Source organism: uncultured Marixanthomonas sp., assembly GCF_963974425.1.
Lineage (GTDB): Bacteria > Bacteroidota > Bacteroidia > Flavobacteriales > Flavobacteriaceae > Marixanthomonas.
Genome location: NZ_CAXBCK010000002.1, coordinates 81,884 through 100,248 on the forward strand (window position 1 = coordinate 81,884; position 18,365 = coordinate 100,248).

General features: G+C 41.4%; 12 protein-coding genes. 2 read left to right on the forward strand and 10 right to left on the reverse strand.

What is annotated here, in order from left to right; genetic code table 11:
• Positions 1–24 precede the first annotated feature (24 nt).
• A complete protein-coding gene (locus AACZ92_RS01090; RefSeq protein ID WP_339695973.1) occupies positions 25–1,626 on the reverse strand; it encodes a hypothetical protein in 1,602 nt (533 codons plus the stop codon).
• Between the two features lie 143 nt (positions 1,627–1,769).
• On the opposite strand from AACZ92_RS01090, the gene AACZ92_RS01095 reads away from it, so the two are divergent.
• Positions 1,770–2,135 (forward strand): helix-turn-helix transcriptional regulator, encoded by a 366-nt coding sequence (locus AACZ92_RS01095; protein ID WP_339695976.1) that lies wholly within the window; start codon positions 1,770–1,772, stop codon positions 2,133–2,135.
• Between the two features lie 95 nt (positions 2,136–2,230).
• Here the strand turns inward: AACZ92_RS01095 and AACZ92_RS01100 are convergent, their stop codons facing one another.
• The 5 genes from AACZ92_RS01100 to AACZ92_RS01120 all read right to left on the reverse strand — a co-directional run bounded on the left by AACZ92_RS01100 (position 2,231) and on the right by AACZ92_RS01120 (position 8,314).
• On the reverse strand, positions 2,231–2,470 hold the full coding sequence (locus AACZ92_RS01100; protein WP_339695979.1) for a hypothetical protein: 240 nt from the start codon (positions 2,468–2,470) through the stop codon (positions 2,231–2,233).
• Between the two features lie 3 nt (positions 2,471–2,473).
• Positions 2,474–3,355: an RHS repeat-associated core domain-containing protein gene (locus tag AACZ92_RS01105; protein WP_339695982.1), complete on the reverse strand. Its 882-nt coding sequence runs from the start codon at positions 3,353–3,355 to the stop codon at positions 2,474–2,476.
• A 1,450-nt stretch (positions 3,356–4,805) separates the two neighbouring features.
• Positions 4,806–5,723, reverse strand: coding sequence for a tyrosine-type recombinase/integrase (locus AACZ92_RS01110; RefSeq protein ID WP_339695967.1), 918 nt, complete (start codon positions 5,721–5,723; stop codon positions 4,806–4,808).
• Positions 5,710–6,651 carry a tyrosine-type recombinase/integrase gene (locus AACZ92_RS01115; protein WP_339695970.1) on the reverse strand — a complete coding sequence of 314 codons (942 nt, stop codon included), beginning with the start codon at positions 6,649–6,651 and terminating at the stop codon, positions 5,710–5,712. Before AACZ92_RS01115 ends, AACZ92_RS01110 begins: the two co-directional genes overlap by 14 nt.
• Positions 6,652–6,712: 61 nt before the next feature.
• Positions 6,713–8,314 carry a hypothetical protein gene (locus AACZ92_RS01120; protein WP_339695973.1) on the reverse strand — a complete coding sequence of 534 codons (1,602 nt, stop codon included), beginning with the start codon at positions 8,312–8,314 and terminating at the stop codon, positions 6,713–6,715.
• 143 nt (positions 8,315–8,457) lie between these two features.
• Between AACZ92_RS01120 and AACZ92_RS01125 the strand changes: the two genes are divergently transcribed.
• Positions 8,458–8,823 (forward strand): helix-turn-helix transcriptional regulator, encoded by a 366-nt coding sequence (locus AACZ92_RS01125; protein WP_339695976.1) that lies wholly within the window; start codon positions 8,458–8,460, stop codon positions 8,821–8,823.
• A 95-nt stretch (positions 8,824–8,918) separates the two neighbouring features.
• Here the strand turns inward: AACZ92_RS01125 and AACZ92_RS01130 are convergent, their stop codons facing one another.
• Genes AACZ92_RS01130 through AACZ92_RS01145 form a run of 4 tightly spaced genes read right to left on the reverse strand, consistent with a single transcriptional unit; the run spans position 8,919 to position 17,840 of the window.
• Positions 8,919–9,158 carry a hypothetical protein gene (locus tag AACZ92_RS01130; protein WP_339695979.1) on the reverse strand — a complete coding sequence of 80 codons (240 nt, stop codon included), beginning with the start codon at positions 9,156–9,158 and terminating at the stop codon, positions 8,919–8,921.
• 3 nt (positions 9,159–9,161) lie between these two features.
• On the reverse strand, positions 9,162–12,854 hold the full coding sequence (locus AACZ92_RS01135) for a DUF6443 domain-containing protein (RefSeq protein ID WP_339695985.1): 3,693 nt from the start codon (positions 12,852–12,854) through the stop codon (positions 9,162–9,164).
• A gap of 32 nt (positions 12,855–12,886) precedes the next feature.
• The gene (locus AACZ92_RS01140; protein ID WP_339695987.1) at positions 12,887–16,231 is read right to left on the reverse strand and encodes a hypothetical protein; all 3,345 of its coding nucleotides are present in this window, start codon (positions 16,229–16,231) and stop codon (positions 12,887–12,889) included.
• A 28-nt stretch (positions 16,232–16,259) separates the two neighbouring features.
• Positions 16,260–17,840: a T9SS type A sorting domain-containing protein gene (locus tag AACZ92_RS01145; RefSeq protein ID WP_339695990.1), complete on the reverse strand. Its 1,581-nt coding sequence runs from the start codon at positions 17,838–17,840 to the stop codon at positions 16,260–16,262.
• Between the last annotated feature and the right edge of the window lie 525 nt (positions 17,841–18,365).

Sequence of the window (18,365 nt, forward strand, 5' to 3'; positions counted from 1 at the left end):
TCGTGGAACGCTGGAACGGTTGGCCTAACTCGCTGTCTTTTTTGCCTTTGACCGTTCCGTTTTGCGTTTGGAACGGTTTGGAACGGTGGAACCGTGGCGGGTCGCCACAGACGATTTAATCTTGTCGAGGCACTCGTCCAGTACATTTTGTATCTGTGCTTCGAGTTCCCTGTATTCCTTTTCATCGGTCAGCTCAAAACGGTTGGCCTGCTTTCCTTTCTTGGCCACTTTCTTGATAAGGTAACTATCGTTCAATTGTTTATGGTAGCGCCATTGGGTGGTCTTGGGCAACCGTAATACCTTTCTGATTTCAAGGGCTGTAAATTGTTTCTTCTTCTTTGATTCTAAGTATGCTTTAAGTTCCTCCAAGTAATTTCTACAGCTTCCTGTTAGTTCATCACTTTTGCGCAACAGGATTTCCTTTAAGAGTAGGTTTGCGTTCTCGATGTCCTCTATGGCGACCTCTATAAATTCCTCGCCCGTTTCCTTGTCGTGTTTTTTTTCTCTTTGATATTGGTGGTAAAAAGTTATCGCTTCAATGAACTGTAAGTAGTGATTATTTGTCCTTCTCGGTTTAAATACTGATTGGGGCAGGTTGAGCATATTGGCAAAGGGGTTGATGATCTTTATGGGTTTCAGTATGCGCTGTGTGTCCTGTAAAAATTCCTGTATTTCCCGTTGGCCGTAGGTGTTTATCTGTCCCGCCGACACGGCGCGCTGGTAGTCCATTATTTTTTTGTCCTGTGCTTCCGTTTCATCGAGGTAGAGCAAAAAACTGCGGTTGGCATTGTCCTCGTAGATATGTTCCTTGGTGGTGCATCCCGCAACGCACACAGGGCCTTCCACGACAAGGTATTTTGTCTGGGTCTCGCCTTTGTTGTTCTTACTGGCGATGGTCTTTACGATGCGTTTTTTGGTCTGTAGTTCGCGAAGTGGGTAGAGCGCATTCTCCGCACCGTCCAAGTCCTCTATTAATATCACTTTGTTCTTTAGTTCTTGTTTGCCGAAGTAGTAAAAGGCATTTTCCGATAGTGTCGTGATGCTGACCCGCTCTTCCTCGGGGATGAGCTCGCCCACGGCCGACTGCAAGTGGGTCTTTCCCGTACCGGAACTCCCAAGGCTTATCACGTGCAACGGCTGTTCCCGTTTCCGGCTCGTGAAGATGATGTACATTAACAATCTGTTTATCTCTTCGCCGATGACACCAGATTTTCCGATAAGGTCATTCGTACGCTTTAGTAAATCCGGTTCTTTTAAAAATGCCTCTGCCTTTTCCTGTTCCGCGGGCGTTAGTTTTTTGTGGGCTGGCTTTAGTTCGCCCTCGACCTCTTTTATCCTCTGGATGCGGTATCTTTCAAGTTCCTCGGTCAGCTCGTAGAGGCTTGCCGATATGACGGACGTGCCTATTTCCAGTTTCTCGGCACACTTGCGGATGAACTTTTCCAGTTGGTTGTCGTTGTACAGGTCAAGGTTGTGGCGCACGGGCGGGCGACTGCTCTCTTGCAACTGTAGTTTTACCGTGACACGCATCCTGTCCAGCCCTTCCAGCTTGATACCGCCCAAGACCGTTAATTGTAACAGGTCGTTCTCATATATCAGTTGTTCTTGATTGGTGGTCTCGAGCATACAAAACTATTTTTAGACAATTTGACTATTACAAAGTTATTTATTTAATTCCATATTGACAATTATAAATATACAAATTGATTATAATGTTGATAAAATTGTACGTTTTGACTATTTTTGTGGTGTTTCAGATAGTAAAGCCTATGAACTTAGCAGAGAACATAAAAACCTTCAGGGAACAAAAGGGACTGTTGCAGAAGGAAGTCGCCAACGCCGTGGGCGTCCACCCGTCCAACTATTCCAAGATGGAAAAAGGGGAACGCGATGTCTCGATAGAAGTGGCCGACAGGCTCGCCAAGTATTTTGGCGTGTCCCTTGACGAGCTCGTGCATATGAAGGGCGATGTTCCCGAAGAAGTAACGGTAGTCGATAAAACGGTTTCAGAGCGTATCAACCTGATACAGCAACTGGAAGAAGAAGATAAAAAAGCCCTGTTCCGCATTATCGACAGTATGCTCACAAAATCCAAGTTCAAGGATTTCTTTAATAAAAATGTGGCGGCGCTTTAGGGCATAAAAAAACCGCCTCGGTGGGCGGTTAATTTTTTGGGACACTACCTACCGTGCTGTGAGATACAAAAGCCTACTTCGAAGAGTGGGCTTGTTTATTTCAACTTCTTGATTACTAAGGCTGCTATAACCCCTAAAATTGTAGATGCCCCAATTAAAATATACCACCAATAGGGTATGACCCATAAAAAGAAGTATTCAAAAGTTTTGCCTATATTTTTGAAGTAACCGCCTTCCAAGTCAAGTGTCTCAACACCTTCTTTTATTGTTGCTACATATAACACCAATGAAGAGATTACTAAAGCTATAAAGAAGTATTTTATAAAAGTATTCATTTCTTAATTGCCGTTTGGGTTTTGATCTTCAAACATTTTATTATAATCTGATATATTATACTCCTGTCCATTGTAATTCACATTTTGAAAGACACCGTCAGAGTTAAAGTTTATTTGAATGTCAGTATTAATCATTTCGGTTCCACCTTCGCCTGAAAGACTAGATGCAGGATTTCCTTGCAATGCACTAACACCTACAAACACAGAGTTTCCTGCACTATCGGTAATGAAGCTTTCAGTAGAGGGAAAGTTATCTCCACTTATGTTTGCAGATATACTCAAAACACCCGTTTCTTGATTAGATGATATTGAAAAAGCTCCATCAACATCTATATTTGGTGTGGCAAATGCAGGTGTGAGTGGGTTTGCCCCTTCCATTTCCGATTGGAAACTAACTTGTTTTGCTCCAGTACTTGTTTCTCCGATTTGCACATTTTTCAAAGCATTTCTGCTTGGGGCAGTATCTGTCCCTAAAAGTGGATGGTGTGTTGAGTCACTCGTTTGCGTTCCACCAGAAACGGCAGGCGTACTTTGATTAAAATCAATGTTAACCGCTTGCTTCATTCTTGATGTTACATTTTGTGAAGTTGTAAATCTTCTATTTGCTCCATCACCTGAAAATCCTCCGCCAAAACTTTTAAAAGGTGCAAAAGCCCTCGTATGGATGCTAACAGCCTCCAATCCTTCTAACTCAAAGTTTGCAATCACTTTATTTTCAGCAAAATTATAAGGTGATTGATATGAGTAATCTTCAGCCAGGGGATCGATGTTCATAAACCTTCCAATGGCAGGATTATAATTTCTGTACTTAAAAGATTCCCAGCCTAAATTGAGTTCATCCTGTCTTTCCTGTCCCTGGAACCCGTACTTGTACGAACCTAACATATTTCCTGGCCGCTTTTGCCCTTTGCCCTAGAGCACCTGTCAAAAAAATCATCAAAGAACGTCCATCCTTCCATACCATAAATATACTGATATTTATGTAATCATTATCTTGATTATGACAAAAGCTATCGTCACGAGCTTCTTGACCATCCACCAGTTGACGGACGGTTTTCTTCCTTTGTTCTTTTTCCTTGATTTACTGCTCATCTCTATATTGATTTTAAATTTAAATTTCCGTTCCATTTTTGTTTCTTTTATTTTTTGATCCATATTTGACCCTATTTTTTTGTGGTTATTATTCTATCTGTGTTTTTATGTAACAATGTCAACACAGTTTTTGGCTTCAGTTTTTTTAAAGCCCTTCATTTATATATATGACGGGGCTTGATAAAAGTTTAGTTTTTCTGTAAATAAAAAAAGGACATCGGTTTTCCGGACCTTCCAAACGAAGGTAGGATATGGTCTTGTAAAAGGTTGTGACAAAAACTTCAGGAAGGATTAATATACTGTTTAACAGTAAGTAACGTTGCAAAGTTAGATAGGATAATCTGCTTTAAAAAAGATGTGAACGCAGTTTTGATGAACGGATTCTTGATAAAAAATTTCTTTATTGTTTTTTCTGAATTTTGGGATAAGATGTTTGGATGGTGTTTTTTAAGGGCACACGGATTTTCAGTCCGTTGCCCCTTTTTTCCGTCCCGATAGGGGCGGGAAGGGTGGCGGAAGGGGCGTTGGGCTTTCCGCCGCTATCGGGATGGTTAGCCCAGCGGCGTAGAGCGCCACAAGGATTGGCACGTTGGATTTTAAGTCCAATGGATTTTTGTGGATAGGGACACTGGCCGTCCAGTACGCCGGGTTCATAATCCGAAGGTCTTTCCGTGGACGGTGCTGGGGCAGGTCGGCAATTTTACATAACGCAATTTATGGCTACACGCCCTCTGTTTTTGATTTTTACCGTACCGTTCTTTTCGTGTGTACCATAAAGCTCCTGCGTTATGTAACTTTGCTTGGGGGCATTTTTTGGCTTTCGGCGGTGGCAACAGCTCTTTGCATTTTTGTGGTACAGGTGTTCATTCAATAGGCGGCTTTGAACAAAACATGCAATGTGCTGTGCGGGCGGTTTGGCAAGCCAACAAAATGCAGAAGTGTGGCGGGCGGAACAGGATAAAGGACAGGGGCTTTTGAGGCACGAAAAAACTGGGTTTTATTTTGTGGGGATTTTTGTATATTTGAGGTATGGATATTTGGCAGTTCATCGGTATAATTTCTTCAATTTTTGGGATATATTCCTTCCTAAAGAACGATACGCCTATATTTACTTTTCTATATAAAAAAAACTAATTTTTAGAATTCAGCCTTAAAAAGTGCAACCTCTTAGGTTGCTGTTGTGCAAAAACCCCATAAGGGACGGGCACTCATAGACAATACCGTTGCAACCTCTTAGGTTGCTTTACAGCATTGGATGGTATTTGTCTATGTCACTTTGAAGGTCTTCCAACCGGTTCACCAAGTAGCTTTCGGTCGAGCTCACGTATTTGTGCCCTGCCATATATTGAACCTGTCTAAGGTTGTAAATTCCCAACCAATGGGTAATGACCGACGCCCGGACTTGCTTAAAATTCGTGAACTTTTTATTGTCCTCTCTAATTACTTGGCTGAGCCGTTTCCAGTTATTGTTGGACTGTAAGCTCTTTCCCTTGCTCACGAATAATTGTTCCGTGGTCTTGCCCGATAGCTGTAAGAGCTGTTGCCTCACCTGCAAGGTGTATTCCATCAGGTCCATAATCTGGTGGGGTTTGAGCTCCAATGTCCGTTCATTGGATTTCTTGGCACCTTTTATAAATATCTTTCCTTCCCGAAGGTGCAGGTCCCTTTCGGTCATTCGGTCTATTTCGGCAGTCGTCAGCCCTTGATACACCAACAGCCCTAAAGCCACTTTACTCCGCTTTCGTGTGAGCAGGTGTTCTTGCCACCAGTTCCTTTTATTTCGTTTATCATTTTCATCGGGCACTTTATAATCGTTGTAGAGTTTTTCCAGTTCTGCGAGGCTAAAAATGTCGTGAAGTTTCTTGGTTTTTGTTCCTCTTATTTTGATGTGTTTTGCGGGGTTGTCATTTCTTTTGTTGCATTGTATCTGCCAGTTGAAGAAGTGCTTGAGGCAGTTGAGCCGTATGGCCTTCGTCTTGTTCTGCAATCCCTGTCCCTGTAGCTTGTGAAGATAGCCCGTGAGTTCCTTTGCCGTTACGTTCTCGGCTTCGGTGTTGTCCATGTCCAACCAACTGATAAAATCGAGCACATAATTGTTATAGCCCGTTATCGTGCTTTTGCTGAGGCCAAGGCTTTCCAAGTAATGTTTAAATGTCGCCATCTTTTTTATCGATTAGGTGTGTATAGATCTGTGTGCTTTCCAATGAAGAATGACCCAGAAAACGGCTTATCCTGTCAAGGGGCATCCCTGCTTCCAGAAGGTGCGTTGCGATGCTGTGGCGCAGGGTGTGCAGCCCGATGGTTTTTGCCTGTAGTTCGATATCGTCTATCTTTAATTGCAACAGTTTTAACCGTACGTACAATCCGCCACCGCTGAGGGGTTTGCCAAAACGGTTCAAAAAGAGTTTGCCCTGGTTCTTGGACTTGGCCAACAGTGGCCGGTGGTCATAGATATATTCCTCGAAGGTTTTTGTGTTGGGTTTACTAAAGGGGACAAAACGCTCTTTGTAATTTTTCCCCCTGCGCACGTGCAGTACACGCCTGTCAAGGTTGATGTCGCCCAGTTCCAAAAAAGCACCTTCTTCCCTTCGCAGTCCGCAACCGTAATAAACGGACAGCATTGCCCTGTCCCTCGCTTGCAGGGCTTCGGCTTTTATCGTGTCCACTTCGCTACGGGTGGCCTTATAGAGCAGCTTTATTTCTTCCTGTGACAATACCGTGATTTCCCTTTTGTTGATCTTCAACAATGGGATGCCCAAGTGTGGCAGTTTGGTAACGCCTTTGTGGTGCAGGAACTGTAAGAACTTTTCGATGGCCTGCAAGTGCTGGTTGATGTACACGTTGCTCAAGCCACCGCCACGCCTTTGGTTCGCCCGGGTGTAAATATGATCGTAATAATCTTTGTAGTGCTGTTGGTTTAAATGTGTAATGTGGTTGATGTTCTTGCTTTCTAAAAAGTGCAAAAATTCACGTATCCGTATGGGCATTCCCTCAACGCTCTTGGGATTGAACCCGAGGATGCCGAGCCACTCGCCAAAACCACGTTGCAGGTATTCGTAACTGCTATTTTTTAGGATTAGTTTTTTCATAATACAACTGACTTTTTTAAAGTCCACTTATACCTTTTCGTGGAACGCTGGAACGGTTGGCCTAACTCGCTGTCTTTTTTGCCTTTGACCGTTCCGTTTTGCGTTTGGAACGGTTTGGAACGGTGGAACCGTGGCGGGTCGCCACAGACGATTTAATCTTGTCGAGGCACTCGTCCAGTACATTTTGTATCTGTGCTTCGAGTTCCCTGTATTCCTTTTCATCGGTCAGCTCAAAACGGTTGGCCTGCTTTCCTTTCTTGGCCACTTTCTTGATAAGGTAACTATCGTTCAATTGTTTATGGTAGCGCCATTGGGTGGTCTTGGGCAACCGTAATACCTTTCTGATTTCAAGGGCTGTAAATTGTTTCTTCTTCTTTGATTCTAAGTATGCTTTAAGTTCCTCCAAGTAATTTCTACAGCTTCCTGTTAGTTCATCACTTTTGCGCAACAGGATTTCCTTTAAGAGTAGGTTTGCGTTCTCGATGTCCTCTATGGCGACCTCTATAAATTCCTCGCCCGTTTCCTTGTCGTGTTTTTTTTCTCTTTGATATTGGTGGTAAAAAGTTATCGCTTCAATGAACTGTAAGTAGTGATTATTTGTCCTTCTCGGTTTAAATACTGATTGGGGCAGGTTGAGCATATTGGCAAAGGGGTTGATGATCTTTATGGGTTTCAGTATGCGCTGTGTGTCCTGTAAAAATTCCTGTATTTCCCGTTGGCCGTAGGTGTTTATCTGTCCCGCCGACACGGCGCGCTGGTAGTCCATTATTTTTTTGTCCTGTGCTTCCGTTTCATCGAGGTAGAGCAAAAAACTGCGGTTGGCATTGTCCTCGTAGATATGTTCCTTGGTGGTGCATCCCGCAACGCACACAGGGCCTTCCACGACAAGGTATTTTGTCTGGGTCTCGCCTTTGTTGTTCTTACTGGCGATGGTCTTTACGATGCGTTTTTTGGTCTGTAGTTCGCGAAGTGGGTAGAGCGCATTCTCCGCACCGTCCAAGTCCTCTATTAATATCACTTTGTTCTTTAGTTCTTGTTTGCCGAAGTAGTAAAAGGCATTTTCCGATAGTGTCGTGATGCTGACCCGCTCTTCCTCGGGGATGAGCTCGCCCACGGCCGACTGCAAGTGGGTCTTTCCCGTACCGGAACTCCCAAGGCTTATCACGTGCAACGGCTGTTCCCGTTTCCGGCTCGTGAAGATGATGTACATTAACAATCTGTTTATCTCTTCGCCGATGACACCAGATTTTCCGATAAGGTCATTCGTACGCTTTAGTAAATCCGGTTCTTTTAAAAATGCCTCTGCCTTTTCCTGTTCCGCGGGCGTTAGTTTTTTGTGGGCTGGCTTTAGTTCGCCCTCGACCTCTTTTATCCTCTGGATGCGGTATCTTTCAAGTTCCTCGGTCAGCTCGTAGAGGCTTGCCGATATGACGGACGTGCCTATTTCCAGTTTCTCGGCACACTTGCGGATGAACTTTTCCAGTTGGTTGTCGTTGTACAGGTCAAGGTTGTGGCGCACGGGCGGGCGACTGCTCTCTTGCAACTGTAGTTTTACCGTGACACGCATCCTGTCCAGCCCTTCCAGCTTGATACCGCCCAAGACCGTTAATTGTAACAGGTCGTTCTCATATATCAGTTGTTCTTGATTGGTGGTCTCGAGCATACAAAACTATTTTTAGACAATTTGACTATTACAAAGTTATTTATTTAATTCCATATTGACAATTATAAATATACAAATTGATTATAATGTTGATAAAATTGTACGTTTTGACTATTTTTGTGGTGTTTCAGATAGTAAAGCCTATGAACTTAGCAGAGAACATAAAAACCTTCAGGGAACAAAAGGGACTGTTGCAGAAGGAAGTCGCCAACGCCGTGGGCGTCCACCCGTCCAACTATTCCAAGATGGAAAAAGGGGAACGCGATGTCTCGATAGAAGTGGCCGACAGGCTCGCCAAGTATTTTGGCGTGTCCCTTGACGAGCTCGTGCATATGAAGGGCGATGTTCCCGAAGAAGTAACGGTAGTCGATAAAACGGTTTCAGAGCGTATCAACCTGATACAGCAACTGGAAGAAGAAGATAAAAAAGCCCTGTTCCGCATTATCGACAGTATGCTCACAAAATCCAAGTTCAAGGATTTCTTTAATAAAAATGTGGCGGCGCTTTAGGGCATAAAAAAACCGCCTCGGTGGGCGGTTAATTTTTTGGGACACTACCTACCGTGCTGTGAGATACAAAAGCCTACTTCGAAGAGTGGGCTTGTTTATTTCAACTTCTTGATTACTAAGGCTGCTATAACCCCTAAAATTGTAGATGCCCCAATTAAAATATACCACCAATAGGGTATGACCCATAAAAAGAAGTATTCAAAAGTTTTGCCTATATTTTTGAAGTAACCGCCTTCCAAGTCAAGTGTCTCAACACCTTCTTTTATTGTTGCTACATATAACACCAATGAAGAGATTACTAAAGCTATAAAGAAGTATTTTATAAAAGTATTCATTTCTTAATTGCCGTTTGGGTTTTGATCTTCAAACATTTTATTATAATCTGATATATTATACTCCTGTCCATTGTAATTCACATTTTGAAAGACACCGTCAGAGTTAAAGTTTATTTGAATGTCAGTATTAATCATTTCGGTTCCACCTTCGCCTGAAAGACTAGATGCAGGATTTCCTTGCAATGCACTAACACCTACAAACACAGAGTTTCCTGCACTATCGGTAATGAAGCTTTCAGTAGAGGGAAAGTTATCTCCACTTATGTTTGCAGATATACTCAAAACACCCGTTTCTTGATTAGATGATATTGAAAAAGCTCCATCAACATCTATATTTGGTGTGGCAAATGCAGGTGTGAGTGGGTTTGCCCCTTCCATTTCCGATTGGAAACTAACTTGTTTTGCTCCAGTACTTGTTTCTCCGATTTGCACATTTTTCAAAGCATTTCTGCTTGGGGCAGTATCTGTCCCTAAAAGTGGATGGTGTGTTGAGTCACTCGTTTGCGTTCCACCAGAAACGGCAGGCGTACTTTGATTAAAATCAATGTTAACCGCTTGCTTCATTCTTGATGTTACATTTTGTGAAGTTGTAAATCTTCTATTTGCTCCATCACCTGAAAATCCTCCGCCAAAACTTTTAAAAGGTGCAAAAGCCCTCGTATGGATGCTAACAGCCTCCAATCCTTCTAACTCAAAGTTTGCAATCACTTTATTTTCAGCAAAATTATAAGGTGATTGATATGAGTAATCTTCAGCCAGGGGATCGATGTTCATAAACCTTCCAATGGCAGGATTATAATTTCTGTACTTAAAAGATTCCCAGCCTAAATTGAGTTCATCCTGTCTTTCCTGTCCCTGGAACCCGTACTTGTAACTGCTACCCAAAAACGGGTTCACGGGGGTAAGCGCTATGGTACTGGTCTCAGGTAAGAAACTGATTTTCTTTTGGTCGCTATTGTAGCCTTTGTGTTCAAGGCCAAAAGGGTAATAATGGTTCTCTTCCAGTATGGCAAGTTCGTTCGTCTGTGGGTCTTTGGTATATCTTACCCTTATATTTCCCAAGTGATCGGTGTAGTTATAGACATACTTATAGGTCACTATGGTGGGGCCACCACCTCCGCCCCCACCAAGTTGGTTTCGGACAGTTTTAACATACCCTTCGGCCGTAGGGAAAAAGTCCAAGGTATCATTGGTGTACTGGAAGCCTTCTCTATATTTTATACTTTTTGTTAGGGTACCTCCTTCGGTCACGCTTCTTTTCAATTTTAAGCCATCAGCTGTATAAAGATAATCAATAACCCCTTCAGTGCCAAAGGCAACTTTAACGGGTAAGTTTAGATGGTTATAGCTTATATCAGTAATTCCTTTGTATAAGTCTTCGGTAAGGTTTCCAAAATCATCATAAGTATAAAAATCATCCCCATCCACCAGATTACCATCGTTAAATCCTTCAGGGTTATTTTCACTATCAAAAACGCTTGTTAGTCTGTTTCCATCATCATAATCGTAGTTAAGATCATCTATAGCAATGGGTGTACCGGTGACTTCCTGCGACCCGTTACGTTTTAATGTCAATATATTGCCGTTGCTATCATAGGTAAGGTGTTCATCAAAGCTTTGGTTGATCGGGTTGGCCGCATCTGGTTTTTGGTACCACGCATCCAAAAGGCGATTGGTATAATCGTAGCTATATCCGTACTTTCGTTTAATATTGTCACTGCTGGTACGCCAAAAGGTTTCGGCGATGTTGCCGTTGAAGAGTGGTTTAACTGCCCCGTTGATATCATTTTCCACCTCGGTATAATTTATTTTAAAGGCAAATAGATCCAATGGTTCTCCTTGTTCAGCAAGATCTTCAAGATCATTGATTCCCGTTAGCCAGCCACGTACATTATAGGTATAGTCCACTTTTTGAAAATAATTACCGCCCGTTACATCGGTTCCCCCTGTTTTTTTAACTTCAAGACGGCCAAGGTCGTCGTATTCGTTTTTAGCCAAAAGACGTTCAGAAAGGTTGTTCACTTTATGCCTATGTGTTGCCACCCGCATTTGACTGTCGTAAGTATAGGTGTCTCGAAGTATCAGTTCTGGTGTGCCACTTTCTTTTCGGTGCTTAGTAAGGGTATATATCGGGTTGCCTATAAAGTTATACTTGGTATCCGCTTGGGTGTAACCGCCTTGTGCATAGTTGGTTCGAACCCGTACGGCTCGTGATTTTCGATCATAAAGGGTATAACTGGTCTTGGCATCGGAGGTGTTTTCATCGGTTAGGATGCGTACCCAAGTCCCAGTGGGCATTCCATTGGGCTCGTTTGTTTTATCATAATAAACGGGGATGTCGCCATCGCCCACATTGCTAGGAATGCTGCTTGGGGCGCCCCAATAATCGTAATCATCATAATAATTCACTGTCAGTACGTGATAGCCCGTAGTAGGATAAACATTATTTGTATATCCAAATTTTACCCCGTTTATGGTGCTAGTGCCTGTTTGTGTTTCGGATAGGGGTGTTGATGTAGTGCTTCCTTCCATTTGATCTATTGCTCCCCCACCTAACCAACCTGCAACCCATACGGTATAGGCCACACGATCAAAAGAGTCATATTTTGTACGTATGGAACCCAAGGCGCCATCCCCAAAGGGGGAAAGTACTGGTCCTTGAAAAATTGGTCGATCTAAAGGGTCATAACCGATAAACTCCGTTTGTCTTCCCGGTAGTTTTTTCTTTCTTAGTCGGTTACGATGGTCATAGGCATATTGATATCCTAAGTCGTCTAATAGATCATCAGCATTCCCATTTAAAATGCCCCCTACTATAATTTGCTCCGATAACTTGGGCGGGATGACGATAGCCAAGTTTCCATAATCGTCATATACATAATACGTATCTAAAGTTCTGGTAGGGTCTGGATCAACATCCCGTCCCGTCAAGGTTGTATAGTGTCGTTTTAAGACAACCCTCCCAAGTTTATCCTTAAATTCAACGATACTTCCCACGGTGTGCTTGTTTTCGTTGTTTTCATCATAGATAATGGTTTTATAAAGTTGGTTGGCAGGGTACTTTTCTTCATATTCCAGTTCGGGCAAAAATGAATTGTTGGCGGCAATTGTAAAGTGGTGAACCTCTATTGAATTATTGGTCTGGTAGTTGAACTTGACCTCATGCTCGCTCAAGTCCATTCGCCAGTCATCACCTGGAGCTGCCTGTTTGAGCACCCTGTTGAGGGGCGATTCTTCAAATTTTTTTTGGGAATAAGGGTTCTGTGTTCCATAAAACGTAGAAGAACTGCCAAGGACTCCACTTTCAAAATCAAGCGATGAATTGCTCCTTGGATAAGGAAGGAATTCTTTTTCCTGCCTTCCCAGGGCGTCGTATTCAATATGCGTGATTAGGTCGCCCCCAGTACCTCCTTGGTGTGCCGCTATTTGCTGAATAGGGCGCCCTAACCCATCGTAATAGGTAATATCGTTCTTTACTGCTGATTGACTAGGCTGTGATTGGGTAACAATGGGTATCTTGTACGTTTTCGTCTTGACCCAATTATGGCCGGGGCTTTGTGCCATAGTGCTCAAGAAAAGGAACATAGTCAGCAATAATGTAAGTGTTCCCAATAAGGAAGAGACACGTTGATCGTTTCTATTTCTTATTAATGTTAATTGATTGTTAATATAATAGATATAAGTAATTGTTTTCAAAATGCTGTTTTTTAGGTCAGGACTCAATTCTCTTATTGTGATTTGTAGTGATATTCGTGTTTTTTGATCATCTGTTTCTCATCGTTTTTCAACCATTCCAAACGGCCGAACTCATCATATTCAAAATATTGAGTATTACCCTTGGGATCAGTCACGCTTGTTATACCATTGAGGGGTTTGTAAGTAAAAGTCGTCACTTTAGCATCTGGTAAACTATTTCGTAAGTTGTTCAAAGCATTGAGAAGCGACTGCTCATTGGGATTGGAACTGTTTGATTCGTATATGACATCATTGCGCAAGTTTGTATCAATTGAGCCATAGGAGCTATTCTCAATCTTGGCGATGGGAAATTGACCGTTGTATCCCCAAATGTATGCGGTAGGGGTGCCAATTACTTTTGTTATCTGTATGGGGTTGCCATCACTGTTTACTATATATTTTGCTATTTTTTCAGCACCCGTATCCACGTAGCTCGGTCCTCCGGTATGTGTACCTTGACCTCGATTGTAGCGGTATAGCGATTTGATGTTCCCGTTGTGGAATTCCCAAAACTCCCCGAGTATATACAGGGAATTGTTGTAAACCTTTTTACTTACCACTGATGAGGCGGGCACGCCCGTTAGGGTAGGCTCGCCTGGAAAATCTTCTGGGTATTCGTAATCAACACTTATCTTTTCGGCATCGGGGTCGTTCATAAAAAGATTGATATTGTCATTAGCATCCAAGGTTGCGCCATACCGATGGTCGATGGTCTCTTTTGTTACCAGATGGTTTTGGTTATGCTGATATGTGGTGACATTTGCAATAATTTTGTTGTTGAACTTCTTTATGGTTATCGTGGAGTCGAGTATTTTACTTGAAGTTTCATATTCATATTGATTGGTTTGTGTGGGCTGACTGTATGCTGGCACAGGCCTAAGCAAATAATTTCCGGCATTACATTGATAATATTCATAAACAGTTGCATTCTGAAGTGTTGGCGTCATAAAAAGCATCTCTTCATGGGCATAACCAATATATTTATTGCTTTGAGCTTCCATTAAATGATTATCACTGTCAAAAACTCGGCGTTTTTTAAGATAACCTCCTCGTATTCTTTTAAAGCCCTCTATGCCTTCGTATTCTTCTACAATCTTGCTTTCTTTATTTGTATTTTTAAAAATTGTTTCTACCTTAGAATAATAGTATCCATCTTTTTTCTGTGATCCTGGCAATAAGATAACCTCAGTAGAAAAAATGTCTTGACCAGCGATTTCTTTAAAAAAGTCTGATGATATGATTTCTGAAGTAAAATGATGGACACTGCCTAAATAGTTGAAAGATTTGTGATTATAGACGGTCTCCGTTTCGTCAAAATCCTTTATATCTTTAATCCGTAAACCACCATAATAATGTTCTTGAAAGATTATGTTATCATTTTTATCAATCTTTTTTTGATGCCAATTCAAGTCAACACTTATAAAAGGGTCAGATGAGGTATAGGGAGGAAAAAAATGTGTATGAACCCTTAGCTGCACAAGATAAACACCATTTTCTGTAGGTAATGGTAAACTAGGACTATCAAAAGATGTATACGTAACCTCCGGTAAAAACCTTTTATTCCAATCTATTTGTTCTCCAACATTTCCATTGTATTTATACAAATATATTTTGGCAACACGAAAATCCTCTTGTCCACATACTTGACAGCCTATTATATTTGAAAGGTCTAATTTGCCAACTGTTTCATCAAATCGGAACAATGCACTGAAGGTTTTATAAATAGCAGGGGCTTCTGGGTCTTGAGAATCATCGAATGATGTACTAATGGCACCTCCCATTTTTTCAATAATAGGTTCTGATATATTTTCTCCTTCTGCATTTACTTCGTATTCAAACTCTGATCTTCCGCCTGTCGGATAGTAAACTTTTTTAAGAACACCTATATCAATATAATTTTCATCAAAATATCGATCAGAGAGTATATCGTATCCGGGATAAGTAACAACGGGACCTGAATTTGGATCAATTATCGTGGTTCTTTTACGGTTTAAAGTACTTGCGGTCTTTGGCAACAAGGACAAATTATATTGCCCATTATAATATCCTTTGTAATCTTTGGAAAAACTATCTGGATTTGGAAGGCTTCCGTCTTCATATTCAAAATGATAGGGGGGCTTAAAGCTTCCATCTGCTCCTTTTTCTTTTACCTCAGTTAATTTAAGTCTCGAATATAGCCCATCAAACACATCGTACCCGAGATGGAATTCCCGAACATAATTTTTAACAAGGTCAGTGATGATAATTTTATCGATCCTTTTGTCCCAGCCATCTACCCCGTGACCGTTGGCACTGCCGTCTGTATATATAAACTCAACCTCAACCTTATCCGTCGAGATACGTTTTAATAATTGATTGGTTGTCTCCTGTTGTAATCCTGTACCATGGATTTTATCGTTCTTTAGCTGGGAGTTTCCTTCATCTTGACAGTTTAACGGAAACGTACAGGTTGTAGGGCTACAATTAGACGATGAAACCATCCGTTGCGAGACCGGGTTCCTATCATAGGTATAAGTATAGGAATCATATTCAAACGTTATGGTCTTACCGTTTTTGGTAGTGATTTCGTTCAGCATCCAGCCAACATCTTCTAATTCATTCGTAATGTTTATATTGGTCTCACCCTGGACGTAAAATCGAGTGTCAACTTTATTTGTTTCAATGTCATTCCCAAATTCAAAAGAATTTCCATTCATATCGTTAATTGTAAATCCATTACGATTCCCAGAAACCTCTAATTTATCCCTAAACTCTTTTAATACAGTTCCATCAGGGTTGTACATAAAACCACCTGAATAAGTAAGAAAATTATATGAAAAATCGTCTGGCCAGTTATCATGAAGTGTCAAGAATGGCTGTAATACATTAACTTGTTGATCATAACTGTTATAATCAAAATTACTATAATCGTCCAACCATTCGTCAAAGTAACTCAAATTTGTTCCATTAATCCATCCGTGAGATGTATATGTACTAAAATCATCTTTGTCATTTATAGTTCGGGAAATCATACCCCCTGCATTGAGCGACCATTTTAACCCCACTGTAGATGATATATCATCTACCTTTATCCCTGTGGCTGAATAGTTAAGACTGATAGGAACCTTGACCCCATCCTCCACTATGGTGTAAATAGGGATGGATATGTTGGGTTGTCCTGTGGAAGTGTTTACCTGAAGTTTGCCGTATTGATTAAAGGTGGAAGCATTTGGCGTAGGAGGTATTATATTGGCATAAGGATCGGTAGAATAGGAGTTGAAGCTGTTCCCATCTCCATTTTGTGCTAACAAACCAGAGCATGTGAATAATAGAATGATTATGAAAGAATTGAATTTCATGATGTTTTTTTATTTTGTGTGATTGTGATTAGTCTTTTTTGAGAATTTTAACCGAATCGCTCCCTACATTGGTTTCGATATTAACAAGGTACACACCGATAGGTAACCCCCGTAAATCCACTGGTAAAGTACGGCTTGACAAAATATAATGTTGAAGTTGCCTGCCCCTGATATCGTAAAGAAAGGCTTCGCCCGTTTCAAACTCAGAGGTGATGATGACATTTGTAAAACCACTTGTTGGATTTGGATAAGCTTCCGCCATTGAGCTAGTCTCGTCGTCATCTTTGTCCTTGTCTCCCAGTTTTACCACCCAAAAATCATGACGGCCCTGCGAGCTGTTGCGCTCTCCCGAGACCACTCCATTGCTGGTTCCTGCCAAGACATAACCACCGTCACGTGTTTCCACAAGACGTTGAAGCACATCATCTCCATTGCTGCCCACTTCTTGTCGCCATTTCTCTTCGCCTTCAGTATCTATTTTAATGGCAACATAGTCATTGATGCCCTTGCTATCATTGCGTTTGAGACCCACTTTTTCACTTTTGGCATATCCACCCAAGAGGATGGTGCCATCTTTGTTTTCTTCTATACTGGAGAGCATATCGTATTCGCCTATGTCGTAGGTTTCTTCCCAAATAATGGTGCCGGAATCATCGAGTTTAAATATCCAAAAGTCTGTACCGTTTTTATTATTGGCTTGTTTTATTGTACTACTTTGGGAGGAAGAAACACCGCCTACGATTATGTTGCCGTCTTTAAGTTGGAGTGCCGCATAGGGATGGTCGTCACCCTCGCCCCCAAATGATTTTTGCCATAATAAATTGCCCTTTCCATCTAGGCGCAAAAGCCAATAATCACCACTGCCAAGGGGTTCTGTGGTCTTATTGCCATCTTCCCCGGAATTGCTGTACCCTAAAACATAGACACCATTTTGTGGCGCAGGGCATATTGCCTCAACTTCATCAACATATTTTCCTCCAAAACTTATGTCCCATTCCACTTCTCCCGAGGTGTTGAGCCGTATAACCCAATAATCTTTATTTCCAAAACTTTTCCCTTTTTTTTGTACTGTCATCGGTGAAGAGGATGAACCTGCAATAAGATACCCGCCCATTGGCATTTCTATAGCTGTTTTCAATATATCACTACCAGAGCCACCCAATGTCTTTTGCCATTGCTCAGAACCATCGGCATTGAGCTTTATAACCCAAAAATCCTCAAGCCCTAATGCCTTCTCCTTCTTGTAGTCGCTTATGGAGGAAGTGCTGCTTCCTGCAAGCAAAAAGCCCCCGTCCCTTGTGGTAAGAACTTTATTAAGTAGGTCAAGCCCATCACCACCAAAACTTTTTTGCCAATCCAGGCCGCCGTGTTCATCCATTTTCCAAATCCAGTAGTCGAGGTTGCCTATATTTTTATCTTGTTTATTACCGCTTTTATCTGATACAGAGCTTCCAGCCAAAATAAAACCAAAATCATCTGTGGGCTGTGCATCGAACAAGTATTCCGCTTGCAATCCACCGAGGGACTTTTCCCATAGAACATCTTGGGCGTTCAGGGATGATGAAATATTAAGAAAAAAGAGAAAGGTAAGAGTAGATAAGTGTTTCATATAGAAATATTTCTTCCTACAAAACTAAAGTTATAATCTCCGTAAAACATGTTAATAAACTGTTAATCAGGAAAAAGCCCCCTTATAAAAAGGGGTTTTTCCTGATTTTTTAAAATAGATGTAAACAATTGAATTTAAATACGCCTTTAAAGAGGTTCAAAAAAAGAGATGTTAGGAACTTACTGAAGATTAGGTTTTCCTAAATGTATTTAAAAGTTAAGCGATATAGAAAATAGCATGATTAGGTAATATACTCAGACACAATTCTATTTAATTAACATACCTTATTTGTTTTAGTAATTTGATTCTTTTTATATAAACTGACAAAAAATGGTTTTTGTCATTAAAATTACCGCACGATTACCGCACAAAACAAAAAAAGCCCATCCGTTTGGATAAGCTTCTCATCGGTCTAATTTCTTAAACCACAGTTAGTTAAATCAAATTAACTAACTCAACACAACATTTTAATTGCGGTCTGGACGAGACTCGAACTCGCGACCCCCTGCGTGACAGGCAGGTATT

Bases quoted from the DNA above. Each gene is read 5' to 3' on its own strand.
- AACZ92_RS01090 (WP_339695973.1), bottom strand. From the start codon at position 1,626: ATGCTCGAGACCACCAATCAAGAACAACTGATATATGAGAACGACCTG.
- AACZ92_RS01095 (WP_339695976.1), top strand. From the start codon at position 1,770: ATGAACTTAGCAGAGAACATAAAAACCTTCAGGGAACAAAAGGGACTG.
- AACZ92_RS01100 (WP_339695979.1), bottom strand. From the start codon at position 2,470: ATGAATACTTTTATAAAATACTTCTTTATAGCTTTAGTAATCTCTTCA.
- AACZ92_RS01105 (WP_339695982.1), bottom strand. From the start codon at position 3,355: ATGTTAGGTTCGTACAAGTACGGGTTCCAGGGACAGGAAAGACAGGAT.
- AACZ92_RS01110 (WP_339695967.1), bottom strand. From the start codon at position 5,723: ATGGCGACATTTAAACATTACTTGGAAAGCCTTGGCCTCAGCAAAAGC.
- AACZ92_RS01115 (WP_339695970.1), bottom strand. From the start codon at position 6,651: ATGAAAAAACTAATCCTAAAAAATAGCAGTTACGAATACCTGCAACGT.
- AACZ92_RS01120 (WP_339695973.1), bottom strand. From the start codon at position 8,314: ATGCTCGAGACCACCAATCAAGAACAACTGATATATGAGAACGACCTG.
- AACZ92_RS01125 (WP_339695976.1), top strand. From the start codon at position 8,458: ATGAACTTAGCAGAGAACATAAAAACCTTCAGGGAACAAAAGGGACTG.
- AACZ92_RS01130 (WP_339695979.1), bottom strand. From the start codon at position 9,158: ATGAATACTTTTATAAAATACTTCTTTATAGCTTTAGTAATCTCTTCA.
- AACZ92_RS01140 (WP_339695987.1), bottom strand. From the start codon at position 16,231: ATGAAATTCAATTCTTTCATAATCATTCTATTATTCACATGCTCTGGT.
- AACZ92_RS01145 (WP_339695990.1), bottom strand. From the start codon at position 17,840: ATGAAACACTTATCTACTCTTACCTTTCTCTTTTTTCTTAATATTTCA.